Source organism: Colwellia sp. PAMC 21821 (assembly GCF_002077175.1).
Lineage (GTDB): Bacteria > Pseudomonadota > Gammaproteobacteria > Enterobacterales > Alteromonadaceae > Cognaticolwellia.
Map to the genome: position 1 here is coordinate 197,183 of NZ_CP014943.1, position 19,363 is coordinate 216,545.

12 protein-coding genes are annotated in these 19,363 nt (G+C 37.6%); 7 read left to right on the forward strand and 5 right to left on the reverse strand.

What is annotated here, in order from left to right; translation table 11 throughout:
• Positions 1 to 18: 18 nt before the first annotated feature.
• The 3 genes from A3Q33_RS00795 (at position 19) to A3Q33_RS00805 (ending at position 2,589) form a co-directional block, all read left to right on the forward strand.
• Complete coding sequence (locus tag A3Q33_RS00795) at positions 19 to 633, forward strand: 2-dehydro-3-deoxy-6-phosphogalactonate aldolase (RefSeq protein ID WP_081178007.1); 615 nt, start codon at positions 19 to 21, stop codon at positions 631 to 633.
• A gap of 6 nt (positions 634 to 639) precedes the next feature.
• Complete coding sequence (locus A3Q33_RS00800) at positions 640 to 1,539, forward strand: SMP-30/gluconolactonase/LRE family protein (RefSeq protein ID WP_081178009.1); 900 nt, start codon at positions 640 to 642, stop codon at positions 1,537 to 1,539.
• 162 nt (positions 1,540 to 1,701) lie between these two features.
• Positions 1,702 to 2,589 carry an aldose 1-epimerase gene (locus tag A3Q33_RS00805; protein WP_196798027.1) on the forward strand — a complete coding sequence of 296 codons (888 nt, stop codon included), beginning with the start codon at positions 1,702 to 1,704 and terminating at the stop codon, positions 2,587 to 2,589.
• Between the two features lie 195 nt (positions 2,590 to 2,784).
• Here the strand turns inward: A3Q33_RS00805 and A3Q33_RS00810 are convergent, their stop codons facing one another.
• Positions 2,785 to 4,923, reverse strand: a complete 2,139-nt coding sequence (locus A3Q33_RS00810; RefSeq protein WP_081178013.1) for an alpha-galactosidase — start codon at positions 4,921 to 4,923, stop codon at positions 2,785 to 2,787.
• A 218-nt stretch (positions 4,924 to 5,141) separates the two neighbouring features.
• On the opposite strand from A3Q33_RS00810, the gene A3Q33_RS00815 reads away from it, so the two are divergent.
• Positions 5,142 to 7,109, forward strand: coding sequence for a beta-galactosidase (locus A3Q33_RS00815; RefSeq protein ID WP_081178016.1), 1,968 nt, complete (start codon positions 5,142 to 5,144; stop codon positions 7,107 to 7,109).
• Positions 7,110 to 7,258: 149 nt separating this feature from the next.
• Positions 7,259 to 8,689, forward strand: a complete 1,431-nt coding sequence (locus A3Q33_RS00820) for an SLC5 family protein (RefSeq protein ID WP_081182136.1) — start codon at positions 7,259 to 7,261, stop codon at positions 8,687 to 8,689.
• Positions 8,690 to 8,782: 93 nt separating this feature from the next.
• On the opposite strand, the gene A3Q33_RS00825 is transcribed toward A3Q33_RS00820, so the two are convergent.
• From A3Q33_RS00825 to glpK, 4 genes are all read right to left on the reverse strand, one after another.
• Positions 8,783 to 9,529: a SapC family protein gene (locus A3Q33_RS00825; protein ID WP_081178018.1), complete on the reverse strand. Its 747-nt coding sequence runs from the start codon at positions 9,527 to 9,529 to the stop codon at positions 8,783 to 8,785.
• 9 nt (positions 9,530 to 9,538) lie between these two features.
• The gene (locus A3Q33_RS00830) at positions 9,539 to 11,059 is read right to left on the reverse strand and encodes a tryptophan halogenase family protein (protein WP_081178020.1); all 1,521 of its coding nucleotides are present in this window, start codon (positions 11,057 to 11,059) and stop codon (positions 9,539 to 9,541) included.
• A 215-nt stretch (positions 11,060 to 11,274) separates the two neighbouring features.
• Positions 11,275 to 14,019, reverse strand: coding sequence for a TonB-dependent receptor (locus A3Q33_RS00835; RefSeq protein ID WP_081178022.1), 2,745 nt, complete (start codon positions 14,017 to 14,019; stop codon positions 11,275 to 11,277).
• A gap of 716 nt (positions 14,020 to 14,735) precedes the next feature.
• Positions 14,736 to 16,214, reverse strand: coding sequence for a glycerol kinase GlpK (gene glpK, locus A3Q33_RS00840; RefSeq protein ID WP_081178024.1), 1,479 nt, complete (start codon positions 16,212 to 16,214; stop codon positions 14,736 to 14,738).
• A gap of 176 nt (positions 16,215 to 16,390) precedes the next feature.
• Here glpK and A3Q33_RS00845 point away from each other — a divergent pair, with 176 nt between their 5' ends.
• Both A3Q33_RS00845 and glpD read left to right on the forward strand, forming a co-directional pair.
• Positions 16,391 to 17,149: a DeoR/GlpR family transcriptional regulator gene (locus tag A3Q33_RS00845; protein ID WP_081178026.1), complete on the forward strand. Its 759-nt coding sequence runs from the start codon at positions 16,391 to 16,393 to the stop codon at positions 17,147 to 17,149.
• Positions 17,150 to 17,341: 192 nt separating this feature from the next.
• Entirely contained in the window at positions 17,342 to 18,874 is a 1,533-nt protein-coding gene (glpD, locus tag A3Q33_RS00850; RefSeq protein WP_081178028.1) for a glycerol-3-phosphate dehydrogenase, read from the forward strand.
• Positions 18,875 to 19,363 lie beyond the last annotated feature (489 nt).

Consider the following 19,363-nt stretch of genomic DNA (forward strand, 5'->3'; position numbering starts at 1 on the left):
AGGAAATAAGGAAATAACGTGGAAACCTTTATTAAAAAACACCCTGTTATTGCTATTTTACGTGGCGTAACACCCAATGAAGTTGTCGATATTTCTCTTTGCCTTTATCAGTATGGCATTCGAGTTATTGAAGTTCCTCTAAACTCACCTAACGCGCTGGACTCTATTGCAAAGCTAGTATCAGTGATGCCAAAAGACTGCTTAATTGGCGCAGGTACCGTGCTAAGTTTAGAACAGGTGAAGCAAGTTGAAGATATTGGCGCTAAACTGATAATTTCTCCTCATTGTGACACTAAAATCATTCAGTATTGTTTATTAAATAACATCCATGTAATTCCAGGAATAGCAACAGCTACAGAGGCATTTTCTGCTTATCATGCCGGTGCAAGATGGTTAAAACTTTTCCCAGCACAAACGTATGGGTTCTCACACATAAAAGCACTTAAATCAGTTTTACCAAATGATGTTCATATTATCCCCGTTGGCGGTGTTTCAAACACTAACGTTTTAAAGTGGTTAGCATCTGACGCAAGTGCTCTAGGTATCGGAAATAGCTTATATCAGCGCAATGATATTCCCGCAGTCGTCAAGAATAAAGTTATTTTACTCAATGAAATATTAGGTACAATTTAAATAGCTATGATTAATAATTCACCATCAGCCAAACTCATTAAAATTATTCCTTGCCAATGCCAATTGGGTGAAAATGTATTGTGGCATACAGAGCAGCAGGCTATATATTGGGTAGATATTGAAAATTCTGATTTATACCGTTTTTATACCCTTGATCAAGTTTTAGAAAAGTTCTCGCTACCACAGCGTATCGGGAGTTTTGCATTTACCAACAACGCCAATCAAATTATTGCCGCCTTTGAACAAGGCATTGCACGATATAACCTCAGTACATCGAAATTAGAATGGATAAATCAGCCTGAACATCACGTTGCAGGCAACCGCTTTAACGATGGTAAAGCCGATCGTCAAGGCCGTTTTTGGGCTGGTACCATGGTAGAAAACTCAACTTTATCAACACAAAGTGGAGCTTTATATTGTTTGGATCATCAATTAGATTGTCATAAAAAAATAAAAAACTTACAAATATCTAATGGTTTATGCTGGAATAAAGCTGGTGATACCCTTTACCACACCGACTCATTAACTCATAAAATATTTCAATATGACTTTTGTAAAGATACCACCGAAATTACCAACAAGCGCTTATTTGCCAGTACAAATACATCTACATTTCCTGATGGTTCAACTATTGATGCGCAAGACCATTTATGGAATGCCCAATGGGGTAGTAGTAAAGTGGTTAGATATAATAAAAATGGCGATATCGACTTCGAAATTACCCTACCTGTATCGCAGCCCTCATGTGTTTCTATAGGCGGGCCAGATCTTAACTGGTTAATTATCACTAGTGCAAAACAAGACTTAACTGCAAGTGAACTTGCTAAAAAGCCATTATCTGGCAATGTATTTATTTATCAGTTACAAGGTGTTACTGGCTTAGTTGAACCAATTTGTACTATATAGCCGCAACCACATAGTCCCAAGCTCGTTAAGCACTTTAATGAGTTATTTAGAAACAATGTCGAGTTTTCATGAGATAAATCCTTTCATATTACTCATTGCTAGACAAAAACAGTGTTAAATGCTTTAATTATTTTATCTTATAAATAATACTTAATTGACTTTGTGACTTCTATATTTTTGACTAATAATGTAGCTAAAGTAGAAATATCACCCGCATTGGGTGGTGCTATTTTAGCTTATGAGGCCAAATTAAATAATAAATTTGTCGCCATTTTAAGAAAAACAAATAACGTAAAGTCTGTTTTAGACAGTAATTGTTTTCCATTAATACCCTACTCTAACCGTATAAGAGAAGGTCAATTCACTTGGCAAGAAACAGCTATTTCCCTGCCACTTAATCACTTACCCGAAAAGCATAGTATTCATGGCCATGGCTGGCAATTACCTTGGACTATTACCGAACAATCAGAGCAGAGTTTAACCCTAGAATATCATTATAATATCGCTGAATGGCCTTATGCTTACCTTGCTACACAAGTATTTACACTTAAAGAAAAAGCGCTAAGTATCACCTTAACAATGAAAAATACTGACAATTGCGCAATACCTGCAGGTTTAGGGTTACACCCTTATTTTAATTTAACTAGGGGAACATTAATTCAATGTGACGTTGATCAGATGTGGGCGGTAGATGATGAATGTATGCCAACGCAGTTGGTAGATAAACCTTCAGCTATGAATAGATCGGCCGGATTCCCCGTACATGGCAGTAATTTAGATAATGTTTTTACCGGTTTTACCGGCGATGCAACAGTAACATGGCCTGAACTCAGTGCAAAAGCCAGCATTAGCACAAGTTCGAACTGTCAGTTTTTAGTTATATATAGCCCAGAGGGAGAAGACTATTTTTGCTTCGAACCGGTAACTCATTGCACAGACGCAATCAACATGGCAGGTAAAGGTATTAAAAAAACCGGTATTACGGTTTTAAAACCTAACGAAGCAGTGTCTATATCAATGAAAATTTCGCCAAAAGCATTAGTTATTTAACACTTATCACGGCCAAAATTAACAGTAGGACTTAGGCGCCTATTGTTTTACTTAAAAACAAACAAGCTCCCTTCTCTAATAAAAAAATGCGAGTTTGATAAACATTTCAATTTATCAAACTCGCATTATTAAAAAACGATTAAAAAAAACAATTTAGAAGTAGCTTTATCTAGCTATTTTATAATCGTTTTATAACTAGTTCTTTACTTCGTTTAATTCAAAAATTAACGAAGACTGTGGAAATAGCACAGGTAGCTGCATGCCCATTTGCATAAGTGACGCACCTGAAAATACTTGCTGCTCAATAACACTTAATACAGAAGGAGAGTATTCTTTAAGTTTTGTTGGCCAAACAAGCGATAACTGATAGGTTTTTTCGGTATCTAAGCCGACAAAACGGTATTTTGGTGGTGTAGTTCTCTTAGTTTCATTAACGCTATTATAAGCAAAAAGTGCTTGCGATTTTTCTTCATTAATAAGACCAAAATTGATCGAGTCACCATCACGATTAAAGCGCACTAACTCGCCAGTGTGAATTAATTTACGATGTTTTTTGTGTAAAGCTATCACCGTTTTTAATTGCTCGCATTCAAGCTCTGTCAATTCTCTTGGATCCATTTCAAGTCCCATATGACCAAAAAATGCCACCGCTGCGCGCATCTCCATGCTAACTATACGACCTGTAATATGACATTCTCTTGGACCAATATGTGCGCCCATAACCTCACTAGGAAAGAAGAATGAGCAACCACGTTGAATAGTTAATCTATCTAAAGCGTCATTTGAGTCAGAAGTCCATACACGGTCGGTATGCGCTAACACGCCATAGTCAACTCTAGCCCCACCCGATGAACAGCTTTCAATTTCAACATGTTGATGCTTATCTTTAATACGATCAATAAGTTGGTAAACTGCTTTAGTTTGCTGATGAATTGCAGGTTTACCTAAGGCATTACCTGCATGGTTGATATCTCGGTTCATATCCCACTTAATGTAAACTATTTTCGGGTACTCAACCAAAATGTCATCAATAGCATTAAATAAATACTCAACGACTTCAGAGCGGGTTAAATCTAGCACTAATTGATTGCGAAAATTTAACTGTGCATTGCCGACTGTAGATAGAACCCAATCAGGATGTGCACGGTATAAGTCACTGTCAGGGTTAACCATTTCAGGTTCAAACCATAAACCAAACTCCATACCCTTTTGATTAACATGGTCAATAACAGGCGATAAACCCTCTGGATAGATCTCTTTATCAACGACCCAGTCACCTAAACCCGCAAAATCACCACGGCGGCCTTTAAACCAACCATCGTCTAGAACAAAACGCTCTGCACCTAAACCCGCAACTTTATCAGCCAAGCCTTTTAAAGTTTCTACATCATGATCAAAATAAATCCCTTCCCATGTGTTGTAATGAACTGGGCGAGGTTTTTGACTTAGTTTAGGTGAAAGTAGCTCAGCACGAACAAACTGGTGAAAACAACGAGACAAGCCGCTAAAACCTTTATCTGAATATGCCGCATATAAGGTCGGGCTTTCATAAGATTCATTAGGTGCAAGCTCTAGCTCACCTGGCATAAGTAGCTCACCTAATTGCACATAGCTTCGACCTTCAGCTAAAAGCTCTGCACGCATTTTGTGATTGCCACTCCAGCCAAGATGGAAGCCATAACATTCGCCAGCTTGTTCATGCGTAAAGTTATTATGCATAACCATACCTGGAAAGTTATCGTGCGATGTTTTGCCTTTGCGGTTTTCACGCACAAAGCTACCTAAAAATAAATCAAGTGAATTGCATTGAAATTCATTTGACCAACGTCCTTCAAACGACATAATTTTATTCATTTGATCAGGCAATGTTATCGTTGGTGCTGCACACCAATTCACTGATAGCGGCTGTTCACTTAAATTAACCACTTTAGTTGAAGCTGATAAAACATCAGTATCTTTATGTAATGATAAAGTATGAACTAATTTAATATTTCGAATTGTATCGACGGTTTCAAAAATTACATTTTGCTCGTCAGATTGAACAATATTAGCCAATTCGCCGCCAAACGACCAAGCATAGTCATGATTATTTAATTCAAGACCCGGCGCACCTGTGAAACCTTCACCTACTAAGGGAGATAGAGAAATAGGCGCTTCGATAACCAATGAGCATTTTGCTTCTTGTCTTGTCGACAACATGGTTAACATTTGTGCGGAGGTTTGTTTAGATAAAACCTTTCCCCAATAAAGAATTGCTGGCGTTTTATTTTGACAATCAACAATTAAGCTAGAATTAGTACTATTGAGTTGAACATAGTGCTGGGTTGGTTTCATGGTAAACGTCCTTCATCTTGAAATATTTTACTGATATTTTGTTAGTAGCAATGAACAGGGTTAAATTTATCAACCTAAAACTGCTCGAATGAATTAAAAACTTTATCTCATTTATAAATTAGCTAAAATAATTAGCTCAATGTAAATACCTCTGGAATATATCATATAAATAAGGTTAGTATGTATAAAAGATTTTAAATAAAATAGCGGAATAAAAAATGTTAGGTGTTTGTTATTATCCAGAGCATTGGCCAGAATCAATGTGGGCTCAAGATGCTAAAGAAATGCGTGAGTTAGGATTACGTTATGTGCGTATTGGTGAATTTGCTTGGTCAAGAATTGAAGCAAATGAAGGCGCTTACACATTTGAATGGTTAGACCGCGCAATTGAAACCTTAGTAAGCGCAGGCTTAGAGGTTATCATGTGTACCCCAACAGCCACCCCACCGAAGTGGTTAATTGATAAATACCCTGATATTTTACCTGTCGATATTAATACTGGTACAACACGTGGTTTTGGTTCTCGCCGACATTACGACTTTTCTAGTCAAAATTACTTTCGAGAAGCCATGCGCATATCGGAAGTTTTAGCGAAAAGATACGGTGAACATCCGGCAATTTGTGGTTGGCAAACAGATAACGAGTTGGCCTGTCACGATACTACGCATAGTGGTTCTGTGGCCGCTAAAGAAGCATTTCAAGTTTGGTGTAAAGCACGTTACCAGTCAATTGACAAACTTAATAGCGAATGGGGCACAGTCTTTTGGTCAATGGAATACCAAAATTTTGAGCAAATAGAGTTACCTATTTTAGCTGTAACTGAAACCCACCCTGCACATCAATTGGCTTATCGTCGATTTAGTTCAGACCAAGTCATTAGCTTTCATAATCGAATGATCGAAATCATTCGCCAATATGCTCCTAATAGATTTGTAACACACAACTTTATTCCAATGGTTGATACGCAAACCGATAATTATGCGCTAGCTGAAAATTTAGACTTTGTTAGTTACGACAATTATCCCTTAGGTCGTTCAGATTTATTCTTTGCAGATAAACCCGCCGAAGAATTTAAACCTTATATGCGAACCGGTCATCCTGATTTTGCCAGTTACGACTTTGACCAAAGCCGTGGCATCAGCAAAAAGAATTTTTGGATTATGGAGCAACAACCTGGTCCTGTTAATTGGGCACACCATAACCCACGCCCTGAAAAAGGTATGGTGCGTTTATGGTCTTGGCAGGCATTTGCACATGGTGCAGATTGTGTGTGTTATTTCCGCTGGCGCCAAGCACCTTTTGCACAAGAGCAAATGCATGCAGGCGTAAAACGTAACGACAACTCAAAAGCTGCAGCTTGGGCTGAAATTGAGCAAATGCGTGATGAATTAACCGCGGTAGATTTTTCAATTGAAGCGCCGGTTCAAGCACGAGTAGCCATCATTTCAGGCACGGTTAATCAATGGGTTAGTGAAATTGAACGCCAAGGTGATAGTTACAACCACCAGAAAACAGAATTTTCCTATTACTCAGCATTACGCCAATTAGGATTAGCTGTAGACTTTATTTCTACTGACAGTGATTTTGAACCATACGACTTAATTATTGCGCCTTGTTTGCCGATTGTAAGTGATACTTTTATTGAAAAATGTCAACAAGCGAATGCACATTTTATCTTTGGTCCTCGTTCGGGTAGTAAAACAGATGAACTCTCTCTAGCGCCAAATTTACCACCAGGTAAACTTCAAACATTATTGCCTATTAAAGTGTTATCGACTGAAACAATTAGACCTGATTGCAGTGAAAAATTGTTTTATCAAGGAGACACATTCGAGAGTAGATGTTGGCGCGAAGAGTTGCATGTGCCAACTGGGGCAACCATAGTGGCAAGCTATCATGATGATACCCCTGCTGTCGTGCGACAAGGTAAGATAACTTATGTGGCAACATTAACTTGTGATACTTTCTTAATCAGCTTATTTGAACAATTAGCAAACGAGTGTGCAATACCTAACATACGTCTACCAAAAGATATGCGTGTTGTTCATCGTGGCGATATTGCTTATGTATTTAATTACGCTAGCTATCCTCAGGAGTTCCCTGCTCTTAACATGGGCACTTTTATATTAGGTCAAGCACAACTAAACGCTTTTGATGTTGCCGTAATTAAAATAAATAAAAGTTAACTTAACTTTAGTGAAGTCAGGTGAAGTTAAGCTAAGCTTAAGTAAAACATAAATAAAAAACTGCTGAGCTACGTTAGCATTACGTAGCTTTATGTATAAAACTAGTAAATATCGGGGAAGTATTCGTGGAAAACCAATCAATACAAATAATGGTGTTTTGTTTGATCACTGCACTCATTGCATTTTTAACTTATTTAAAATGTAAAGGTTCAGCAAGATCAGAGTCAGATTCAAATAAAGAGTATTTTCTTGCTGGCGGAGGCCTGTCATGGGTTTTTATTGCCGGCTCGATTACTTTAACTAACCTAAGTACCGACCAACTTATTGGTATGAATGGCAATCAAATGATCCTGCTGGCGTGGTGGGAAATAGCCGCATTTTTCGGTTTAATGATTTTAGCTAAAGTGTTCTTACCCATTTACTACAAAAATAAATGTACAACCACAACAGAGTTGCTTGAGCGTCGCTATAATGACCCGCATATTCGTGCTGTAATAGCCGCTTTATTCTTATTAGGTAATTTATTTATTTTCCTTCCGGCTATTTTGTATGGCGGATCATTATTTATGAAAGCAATGTTCAATGTTGATCTATCAATAATGACCCTTTCTATTATATTCACCATTGCCGGTGCCAGTTATGCCATTTTTGGCGGTTTAAGAGCTGTTGCGGTATCAGATACCTACAGTGGTATTGGTTTATTGTCTCTTGGTATGCTGGTTGTTGTACTTTCAATGGCAGCGATTAATTTTGACTTTAGTGACATTCCAACAGAGCGCTTAACACTGATTGGCGGTAACGACTCACCACTGCCTTGGCATACATTATTAACCGGTATGATTTTCATTCAAACCTTCTACTGGAGTACTAACCAAACAATTACCCAACGAGCAATGGCAGCACCCAATATTAAAGAAGCTCAAAAAGGTGTTTTTGCTGCTGCATTAATACGTATTTTAGTTATTCCACCGATGATCGTTATTCCTGGCGTTGTTGCTTACAAATTATTCGGCGATGTCGGTGATTTAGCCTACGGTAAAATAGTTGCGGAAGTTTTACCTACTTGGTTATCAGGCGCATTTGCAGCGATGATGGCAGCAGCGGTATTAACAACATTTAATAGTATTTTAAACTCGTCAGCGGCTTTATATGTTTGTGATATTCATGAGTTGTACTTTCAAAAAGAGAAAAAGATTAAAGTTCATATTGTGAGTAATATCGCCTCAATTATCTTTTGTGTACTCGCGCTATTTTTAGTGCCATTTTATTCTTCAGCAGAAAGTATTATCAATATAGTACAAGAGCTTTACGGTATGTTAAGTATGCCAATTTTATCTGTGTTCATTGTTGGCTTATTGTTCAATAACGTTGCCTCAAAAGCCGCTATAACTGCAGTTATTACCGGCACACTAACATATGCGTTCTTCGTATTTGTTTGGGCACCGTTCCATTATATTCACATGATGACCATTACTTTGTTTATCTGTATTTTCATGGCGTTGTTCATTAACCGGTTTGTATTTAAAAATCGCGCGACATTAGTATTTAGCAAGAAAACAGGTTCTGCAGAAATGGCTTAAATGCCGAACTACACCTTTCTGGGAATCTAACAAACTGCAGATATTAAAAAGCCATTCATAAGAATGGCTTTTTGGTTTTCACCCTAGTAGCGATTATTCCAGGGCTAACTTAACTTGTGATATTGTTTTGTTACTTTCAATATTATTATGCTTTTGAATAAGGTTATTGAGTTGAATAATAGACATCAGCATGGCATGAATAGGCATTAAGTAGCCTTGCTTATTTAACGCGCCTAAATCGTCGTTTGATAACTGCTGTAACTTAGTCTCATCAATCGTATTCATGCCCTTCAATGTTTGTACAGTTCCATCACCATATTGCACAACAAGATTAATACGCTTTATCAATTGCATACTTTCTAGCTTTTGTGCAAATTGATAACTTTGAATATCATTTTTGATATCAGCTTCTAACAGTGTTTTCACTCGGCTTAACAGTAAACTGGGCTTACCAGAAGGTTCAAATATACTTTGTCCTTGTGTTGTTGAAAAAGCCTGATCTTGGGGCGCAATGCCTATGGTATAACCTTTATTTTCGCCCGCTACGTTCATTAAAAAAAAGGGAAAGGTTTGCATACTTGTCGGGGTAAAAATAGCATTCCATTTGTTATTATCAACAAATAAGTTTTGGCCTATGTCGAAACTAGTAAGCGCTGAAATATTCCACATGCCTGTATGAGGATTCTTCACTAAAAAAACTGGAAAACTACTAATAGCTTGTGTTATTTCTTTTACGCGTACGGTTAAGATATGTTGCTGTTTCATAAAGGCGAGTGCGGCGTTATCGATAACCCTTAAGGTCCCGTGCTCGCTATTACTTAATTCTACTAATTCGGTCATTATTATTCTCTAAGTTGAAGTCGCAAGCCACTTTTCAATGTAGTCGCGATGTGGTGGCAAGCTTTGTAACATTTGTTGTGTTAGTTGTTCGTTACGGTTTATCACTTGTTCAGCTTTTTGCTGTTGGTTATGTAAATAACCTTGGCGAGTAAAGTCAGGCTTAAATTCCATACCATAAAGCACGTATTGATAGCTTGCTGCAGGAAATAGCTCCATAGCACTGTTGAAGTCATTGGTTGTTGGACCTCGATACTGCCATAAAGCCATATCTTCTTTTAAACTTTCAGGAAACGTTTTTGGATCACAGTGCGCCTGCCAATAAGGCTCTGGACGCTTTGTTAACATGTAATGAAATTTAAGAAAATCGATAATGCGTTGCCAACGATACGACATTTGAGTATTAAAGCGTTTTGCTACCACAGGCATTAAACTATCATCAGCGGGTAAGTTTTCGGCTATATAACGCGCTGAAAGCTCAACCAGCATAATAGCGGTAGCTTCAAGCGGTTCTACAAACCCTGCAGCCATGCCAACAGCAACACAATTACCTTTCCACCATTGTTCTCTGTGACCTGGTTCAAAACTAATTTTTCGAGCCTCAAGACCATTTGCTGCATCGCCTAAGTAGTTGCGTAAGTTTTGCTCTGCTTCTTCATCAGATAAGAATTTACTAGAATAAACATGTCCGACACCACGTCGGCTAGTTAAGCCAATATCCCATATCCAACCAGCATTTTGTGCGGTGGCAATAGTGTGACAGGCAACCGGCGAGTCTTCACTTTCGTAGGGTACTTGCATCGCCAACGCTCGGTTGTTAAACAGCACGTCATCAACTTTTTTAAAGGGAACATTTAAGGTTTGACCTAACAATAATGAACGCGTGCCTGAGCAATCAATAAATAAATCAGCCGTTAATTTCCCCGCTTTATTTAATACTACGGCATCAATACGCTCACCGTTTTCACTAATACATTCATCAACAGTATCAACAACATGCTCGACATTAAGTGTATCAATACAATGTCTTTTTAATAACTCAGCGAGCGCGCCGGCATCAAGGTGATAGCCATAGTTACATTGACCTTGATACTCTGAGTCAGCCAATGTCCGTGGCGCTAAACCCGCTTCACAAATGTCATATTGGAAATTAGATTCTTGGGCAAAGTTTTCAACATTTGACACATACGGCGCTAAATCAATCTGGCCATAACCTAAAGGTACGGTAAATGGATGATAATAAAAGTCGCCATTACCATGCACCCACTCAACAAACTTACCGCCTTGTTTGAAGGTCGCATAACATTTTCTAAAAACATCACTCTCTTTAAGGCCAATTTTATGTAAGGTATTTTTCATGGTCGGCCATGTACCTTCGCCTACGCCAATAGTGGGAATATCTGAAGACTCAACTAACTTGATCTTAAGCTCAGTTGTTTTCGCATCTTTATGATGTGCGGCAATAATAGCTGCTGATAACCAGCCTGCAGTGCCGCCGCCAATTATAATGATATTTTTTACTGTTTTGGACATAATCAAATTTTCCTAACTTAACATCGCTTACGATGTGGGTAATACAGGAGCCGATGCTGAAATATAATACGTTATACTAAGTTAATATCACTCTACACTTTTTTAGTAAAAATAAACCCACTATTTTTACTAAAAAAATGGCCTGCTTGTTAACAAGTCAGGCCAAGTTAGCACTACTTAAGTTCAGGACTTAAGCATAAACTAAAAACTTTTTTTTAGAATTTACCACGAACACCGATTGCATAACGAGAACCGTTATCTTCAATGTTATAGGCTTGATTAGCAAAACGACCCGTTTGTACTAACTCTTCTTCAGTAACGTTAATACCTTCAAAAAATACTGAGATATTTTCGTTTACATCATAGCTAGCACTCACATCCCATTGACCGAATGTTTCAGTATTTACTGGTTCACCGTTAAAGCCATTGTCAACTAAGCGAAGGAAACCTTCACGGTTGTTATAGGCTACACGTGCTTGCCAAGTGTCAGCTTCATAGAACATGATAAGGTTTTGAGAATCACCTAAACCTTCAAGTGCAAAGGCTTTTGTTGGATCATCACCAAGCTTTTGGTCACTGTCTACTACGGTAGCATTGGCAGTAAAACCAAAACCATTTTCAAAAATATGCGTCAGAGCAATTTCATAACCTGATACGGTAATACTTTCAGTATTTTGCGGACGAGTAACGGTATAAACTTCTTGCTCACCATTAAGTTCATCTGCATCACTACAATCATCACCTACACAAGCAAAACCTGGCCCTGTTCTGCCTGCTAATGTATACGTTTCTGCACCTGTAGAAGTAACAATAAAATCATCGACTTCTTTATGGAAGAACGCAAAGCTGAATAAGCTAGCATCAGAGTAATACCACTCGTAAGAGATATCCCAGTTTTCTGAAGTAAATGGTTTAAGGTTCGGGTTACCGCCTTGCGCCGTTAAGTTTTGACGACGAGGTTCATTATATGTCGTGGCCGGTGAAAGCTGTGACAATGTTGGACGTGTTAATGAATCATATACAGCAAATCGTAATACCATATCGTCTTGTAGTGCTAACTTAACATTTACACTAGGTAATAAGTTTGAGTAAGAGCCTGATTCGTTGATGTCATTCGCTGGACCGAAAACATTACTAAATAATGTCTGATCAGAAGTAGGAACAACATTCGCAATATCACTTTGCACAGCTCCCGCATTTACACTAGTTGTAGAATAACGCGCACCTACGTTAACCGTTAAAGGCATATCTCCTACATCGTAACCGAATGTAAAGTCAGCATATAATGAAGTAACATCTTCGCTTACGACATAACGGTTATTTTGTAATGTTGGCTCGATTGGGAAACCTTGATCTGCTAAGAAATCAACATAAGCGTCACCATCATAAGCATAAAAGGTATCTATTAAGCCAGAAAAGTAGTTATTTGCAGTAAACGGTTTGAAATCTAACACATCATTTGGCGCGGCTTCACCGTAACCACAAAATTGACATTGGTTGCCAAAGATTTGGAAACTTTCTTTTTCACGCTCTTGACGATATAAACCAAAACGCGCTTGCTCGAATACATCGCCATCAGCGCTGTAAACAAAATCAGCTTTGAATTCACTAATGTCGTCTTTATCAGTAAATTGATTACCTTTTTCGTTGTAATGTAAACGAGATAAGTTGGCATCTGGTAAATTACCGCCACCAAAGCCATCATGATTAACTGTTGGTAAGCTACCTCGACCATCAAATTCATAATTGTTAATAATACCAATTACGTTAAAACGGTCACGACCTGCGCGATCGTTTTCTGCTGTTGAAGTAGAAAGATCGAACGTTGATACTAGTTGATCCGTAATATCCCATTTAACATTGATACCAAAACCATTGTTAGTCACATCACGTGAGTTACGTGTATGAGAAACAAAATCAGTTGCAGGGTTACCACTACCATCAGGACCGCTTAAGCCAATACCTTGGTTAAATGAAGTTAGCGTGCCTGTTGCTGCATCTATCGTTGCAGAATCAACACGGTCAGGTTCAAACCAAGACGCTAAGTCAGTAGCTTCTGATTTAACTTCAAACTTTGACATATAACCATCGACAGTAATCTCTAGTTCATCTGTTGGTGCATACTGAAGAACTAAACTTGCATTTGTACGCGTACGTTCTTGCTTGTCAACAATCTGATCCCAGTTACGCGGAATGTATGCATTGGTAAAAAGCACATTTGCTTCACCGTCGCCATCAGCATCGTTAGAGATAGTTTGACCTGGACGCCAACCTGCAGTTTCAATACGGTTTATTTGTACATCACGCTGTGAGTGACTAACGGCTAGTAAAACACCTAATCTGTTATCACTAAAAGTATTACTCAACAATAATGAAGCTGCTGGAGACGTATCTTCTGAAAGGCTTTCATACATACCTTTTAAAGAGCCAACAACTTGGAAACCTTCATAGTCAAATGGGCGTGCAGTACTGACGTTAATCGTACCGCCAATGCCACCTTCTTGTAGGTTTGCCGAAGTAGTTTTAAAAACATCTGCACCGGTAATTTGGTCTGCAGCTAAAACATCAAAGTTAAATTCACGACCTGCACTATCAGTTGCCAATTGGCGACCGTTAACTAGCACAGTATTGAATTGAGGTCCGAAACCACGAACCGTTACCGCTTGCCCTTCACCGCCACTGCGATCAATTGATACACCGGTAATACGTTGTAATGACTCTGCAACGTTTAAATCAGGGAATTTACCCAAATCTTCCGCTGATATACCATCAGAGACAACATTTGATTCTTTTTTATCAAGCATTGAAGCTTTCAAGCTACTTAACATGCCTGTTACTGTAATAACTTCTGTTGCTTTTGGCGTTTCTTGTGCAAAAACACTTGCATTGGTAAATGCGCTGGCAACGGCTAAGGCAATTGCGGTTCGCTTACCGATTGTAGATATAACTTTTGTAGACATTCTCTTCCCCTGTTTTTACTATTTTATTTAACGTGAATTTTATTATTTAACCTATTTATCTTACAAATAACTTGAATGTAAAAAAATTTCAACCTTTTTTCACTTATAACGTCATATTCCTCATGGTAGTAAGATTATAAAACAATCAGGTTAATATTAATTAATAGCCTGTTTTGTAAAATAATCAATGTTTTATGGTTAAAAATACATCGATTTGCATCTGTTAATTTTTAATGAAACCAATACAAACGTTTGATTTTATATCGCTTAATAAACTGAACCGATAAATTGGTTGTTTATTTCAGCTTTAATACAAGATTCAATCTATTGAAACAACCAGCGCCAGTATAAATATTACCCAACAAACCTCTGGTATTTATTTTAATTTTTAACAATTTCGAGACTAACTTTTAACATACAAATCATTTAAATAGATAATCGTTAAGTTTTAGTAACATTCCATTGTTTGTCGCTCGTCATTTTTCTATTCTTCTCTTTTCCATTTTTCATTTTTCACTTTTCATGGTCGAAGTTCAGCATTACTCGAAAAGCTTCGTTAATATTCCAAATTGCCAAGGCGAAATAAACAATGCCAGTAAACCTGGAGTTTTAATGCTATTTATAAATCACCTATCTCGCTGTTAACTTTCTCGCTGTTAACTTTCTCGCTGTTAACTTTCTCGCTGTTAACTTTCTCGCTGTTAACTTTCTCGCTGTTAACTTTTCACGCGTTTAACCGCGGACAGCCACTTGTCATATAGAGAGTTACGCTGAGTGTCATCAATAGTTGGGGTAAAGCGTTTTCCGCAATGCCACATTTTAGCCAGTTCGTCAGTTGAGTTGAAAACCCCTGCTTTAAGTCCTGCTAAATAAGCGACACCTAATGCTGTGGTTTCAATAATTTCTGGTCTATCGACTGTCGCCCCTAAAATATTAGAAAGAAAACTGAGTAACCAGTTGTTAGCCACCATGCCGCCATCAACACGAATTAAAGTAGGCCTAAGACCATCATTCTCCATTGCTTTTTGTAAGTCTTTGGTTTGATAACAAACAGATTGCAGACCAGCGGTAACAATTTCATTAATGCCAGAATCACGTGTTAGTCCTAATATGGCGCCTCGCGCATTTGGATCCCAATAAGGTGCGCCTAAGCCGGTAAATGCTGGCACAAGAAATACACCATGATCCAAAGGCATTTTTTCAGCAATTGACTCTGTCTCGCAGGCAGAGCCTATTAACTTTAAGCCGTCTCTTATCCATTGAATCGTAGCCCCAGCCATGAAAATACTGCCTTCAATAGCGTAAGTTGGTTTACCATTTAAGCGGTAGGCAACCGTTGTTAATAATTTGTTTTTTGATTTAAGCGCCCTGCTACCAGTATTTAACATTAAGAAGCAACCGGTACCATAAGTGCTTTTTGCCATGCCTTCATCGAAACATGCTTGGCCGAATAGTGCCGCTTGCTGATCACCTGCCACACCTAAAATGGGAATTTCGCTGCCAAGAAGAACACTGTCGACATGGCCAAAATTATCTGAAGAATCCATGACTTGGGGTAACATAGCCGCTGGAATATTGAATAACTCTAGTAGTTCTTGATCCCATACTTGCTCATGAATGTTAAATATCATGGTACGAGAAGCATTGGTCGCATCTGTTCTGTGCACCTTCCCGCCAGTAAGGTGCCATAACAAAAAGCTATCAACGGTACCAAACGCTAGTTCACCGTTCTCGGCTTTTTCTTGTGCACCTTCGACATTATCAAGAATCCATCGAATTTTAGTTGCTGAAAAATAGGGATCGAGCAATAAGCCTGTTTTATTATTAATAATCGTTTCTATATGCGGTGAGGATATTGACTGACAATAATCTGATGTACGTCTGTCTTGCCAAACAATAGCATTATATAAAGGCTCACCCGTATTACGATCCCACACCAAAGTCGTTTCCCTTTGGTTGGTAATACCTATGGCAATGACCTCAGTTGCTAGAACGTTATTATCAGCAAGCACTTTACGACACGTACGCAAAACAGTTTGCCAAATATCACTAGGGTTATGTTCTACCCAGCCATCTTGTGGAAAATATTGTTCAAATTCTTCTTGAGCTGTGGCATGTATTTTACCTAGCTTAGTAAAAAGCATCGCTCTTGAGCTTGTAGTGCCTTGATCAATGGCTAATAAATATTTCAACATAGCTCCTATTTATCTTACTTAATAATTAAACATTATTCGATAATGCCCATCCATTTCGAAATTGGCAACCATTATTTTCATTTTCGAACATTTGAGCAAAACAATTAATTTTGGAAACCATCTAATATGTGGGATAATTTTCATTTGTTGTAAATTATAAATTAGAGGTAGCCTTTATGGCGCTAAACCAACGCCAAACTGAACTTATAGATCTCATTCATGAGAAAGGTTTTATTACCATAGATGAATTAGTTCAGATTTTTAAAGTTACGCCTCAAACAATACGCAGAGATCTTAATTCGCTTGCTCAATTAGGTGTAATAATTCGCCATCATGGCGGCGCTGAAAGTATTTCAACAACAGAGAATACCTCATACCAATCACGTAAAATTTTAAACTTAGAAGCTAAAGAAAGTATCGCAAAAGAGTTAGTAAAAATGATACCGAACGGCTCTTCATTGTTTATCAATATTGGTACAACCACAGAAACAATTGCTCGTGCTTTACTTAATCACAGTGCACTAAACATAGTAACTAACAACATACATGTAGCCACTATTTTATCGGCTAAGGAAGACTTTACCGTTATTATTGCTGCCGGCGAAGTGCGACATAGAGATGGCGGTATTATAGGTGAAGCGACTTGCGATTTTATGAGCCAATTCCAGATGGACTTTGGGATTATTGGTATCAGCGGTATCAGTAACGACGGTTCTTTACTCGACTTTGATCTAAGAGAAGTTAAGGTCGCACAAGCCATCATTAATAATTCAACTAATGTATTACTTGCAGCTGACCATTCTAAATTTGGCCGCAATGCTATGATCAAACAAGGTAACATAGCTCAAATCAATCACCTGTTTACCGATCAAGAGCCACCTGAAGCAATTAAAGAAATACTCAAAAACAATGCTATCGCTACGCATATAATTTAAATCCCCCCTTTTTCAAAATAATTTTCAATCAAAAATTTAGCTAATTAACAATTAGCTAGTTCTACTTTTACGTCTACAATAAACAGAAACTATAGAAATAAGAACAATTACACCTTGAAACGAACCTAAACGAACATTATAATCAAATAACGAACATCTTATTTATCATACAAAAATGATAAGGCGCATTCTATGAAAGAACAAAATAAAGTATTTGACGTTGCTGTTATTGGTGGTGGTATAAATGGTGCAGGTATAGCAGCTGATGCAGCAGGCAGAGGACTAAACGTTATTCTTTGTGAACAAAACGATCTTGCCTCCGCTACTTCATCTAACAGCAGTAAGCTTATTCATGGTGGTTTAAGATACTTAGAGCATTATGAATTTAATCTCGTTAAAAAAGCATTAGCTGAACGTGAAATTTTATTGAGAAATGCGCCTCATATTATTAAGCCATTAGTATTTCGTTTACCTCATCAGCGTCATTTAAGACCCTCTTGGCTGATCAGAATTGGCTTGTTTCTCTATGATAATTTAGCAAAACGAGTAACATTAAAAGCTTCAAGAGGTATTAAATTTAATGAAGATAGCCCTTTAGTTAGTACCATTACTAAGGGTTTTGAGTATTCAGACGGTTGGGTAGACGACGCGAGATTAGTTGTGCTAAATGCACTAGCGGCCAAAGATAATGGTGCCACAATAAAAACGCAAACCAAATGCATAAAAGCAATACGCGAAGATAATGTTTGGGTTATTACCCTTAAAGATCGTTTAAACGGTGACATTAATGTTATACGAGCTCGCAGTGTTGTTAACGCTTCTGGACCTTGGGTCGCTCAATTGTTTTCAGATGCCTTAACACTTAAATCACCTCAAAACATTAGGTTAGTTAAAGGTAGCCATATTGTAGTGCCGCGCATTCATGATCAACCAGAAGCGTATATGTTACAAAATGCTGATCAACGAATTGTTTTTGTTATTCCTTTTGAGGATGACTTTTCATTAATTGGCACAACCGATGTTGAATATAAAGGCGAACCATCTGATGTAAAAATATCAGACGAAGAAATTGACTACCTATTAAACATTACCAATGAGTATTTTAAGAAGAAAATATCAAGAGCAGATATTGTTACTACTTATTCGGGCGTAAGACCATTATTAGATGATGAATCAGTTAATGCGCAAGCCGTCACTCGCGATTACACACTTGAGCTAGAAGATATTGCTAAAAAAGCACCTATTCTTTCTATATTTGGTGGAAAGATAACAACTTATAGAAAGTTGGCCGAGGCAGCTGTTAACAAACTAAATCCGTATTTTTCTAATATGGGGCCTAAATGGACAGCTAAAAAAGCGTTACCCGGTGGAAATTTCGCTAATATAGGAATCTTAACCGAAGGGATTAAAATAGATTTCCCATGGTTACCACCTAGCTTGAGAACTCGATTTATTCGAAGCTATGGCACCAGAGTTTTCGCATTACTCAATAACATAGAAAGCATTGAAGCTATGGGCACTTGTTTTGGTGCTGATTTATACCAACAAGAAATTAACTTTTTAATTGAACATGAATGGGCTGTTGAAGTAGAAGATATTATATGGAGAAGAACTAAACGAGGTCTATATTTATCAACCGAGCAAATAGCTAATATACAAAAATATCTTGATGAACACCCTTCACTTGTTGCACGTAAGTCTGTTCATTCAGCAAAAGTTGCATAAACAGTTACAAAGTATTTTTGTGAAAATGTGATTAATAGATATCGAAAGATTGCATTGTTTTGCGTTACATTAAACATCAGGTGACTTTGCTATTTACGTAAACTAAATAGCAAAGTCATGCTCCACTTTTACTTATCGAAAATTAAGTTACTTTTAACACGTCCTTTTTCAATTCTGATCCAAATATGGCTAAATATAACTAATTTCTCAGTTATTCAAATAAAATCTCTGCTTAACTATTCTCAACCCCATTGTCTTTAATACCTATTTGATTAATTAAGTGATCTACTTTTTTATGAGTAAAATTAGAGTGTTCCAAGGCATAAAATTTATAATACCAAATGTAATAAGTTATTGACCAATTTTAAGCGAGGATAAATTGTTCAAGAATACATGTTTATTGTTCCAGACTAAACATAAGTACCTGCATATATGGACCCACTCCGTTTGCAAGACATTTAATCGTTATGTAAGAGAAAATCATTGCTC

What these genes read in the sequence shown, in the direction of transcription:
- A3Q33_RS00830 (WP_081178020.1), bottom strand. Translation starts at nt 11,059, where the DNA reads ATGTCCAAAACAGTAAAAAATATCATTATAATTGGCGGCGGCACTGCA.
- A3Q33_RS00815 (WP_081178016.1), top strand. Translation starts at nt 5,142, where the DNA reads ATGTTAGGTGTTTGTTATTATCCAGAGCATTGGCCAGAATCAATGTGG.
- glpK (WP_081178024.1), bottom strand. Translation starts at nt 16,214, where the DNA reads ATGTTGAAATATTTATTAGCCATTGATCAAGGCACTACAAGCTCAAGA.
- glpD (WP_081178028.1), top strand. Translation starts at nt 17,342, where the DNA reads ATGAAAGAACAAAATAAAGTATTTGACGTTGCTGTTATTGGTGGTGGT.
- A3Q33_RS00800 (WP_081178009.1), top strand. Translation starts at nt 640, where the DNA reads ATGATTAATAATTCACCATCAGCCAAACTCATTAAAATTATTCCTTGC.
- A3Q33_RS00835 (WP_081178022.1), bottom strand. Translation starts at nt 14,019, where the DNA reads ATGTCTACAAAAGTTATATCTACAATCGGTAAGCGAACCGCAATTGCC.
- A3Q33_RS00845 (WP_081178026.1), top strand. Translation starts at nt 16,391, where the DNA reads ATGGCGCTAAACCAACGCCAAACTGAACTTATAGATCTCATTCATGAG.
- A3Q33_RS00825 (WP_081178018.1), bottom strand. Translation starts at nt 9,529, where the DNA reads ATGACCGAATTAGTAGAATTAAGTAATAGCGAGCACGGGACCTTAAGG.
- A3Q33_RS00810 (WP_081178013.1), bottom strand. Translation starts at nt 4,923, where the DNA reads ATGAAACCAACCCAGCACTATGTTCAACTCAATAGTACTAATTCTAGC.
- A3Q33_RS00820 (WP_081182136.1), top strand. Translation starts at nt 7,259, where the DNA reads ATGGTGTTTTGTTTGATCACTGCACTCATTGCATTTTTAACTTATTTA.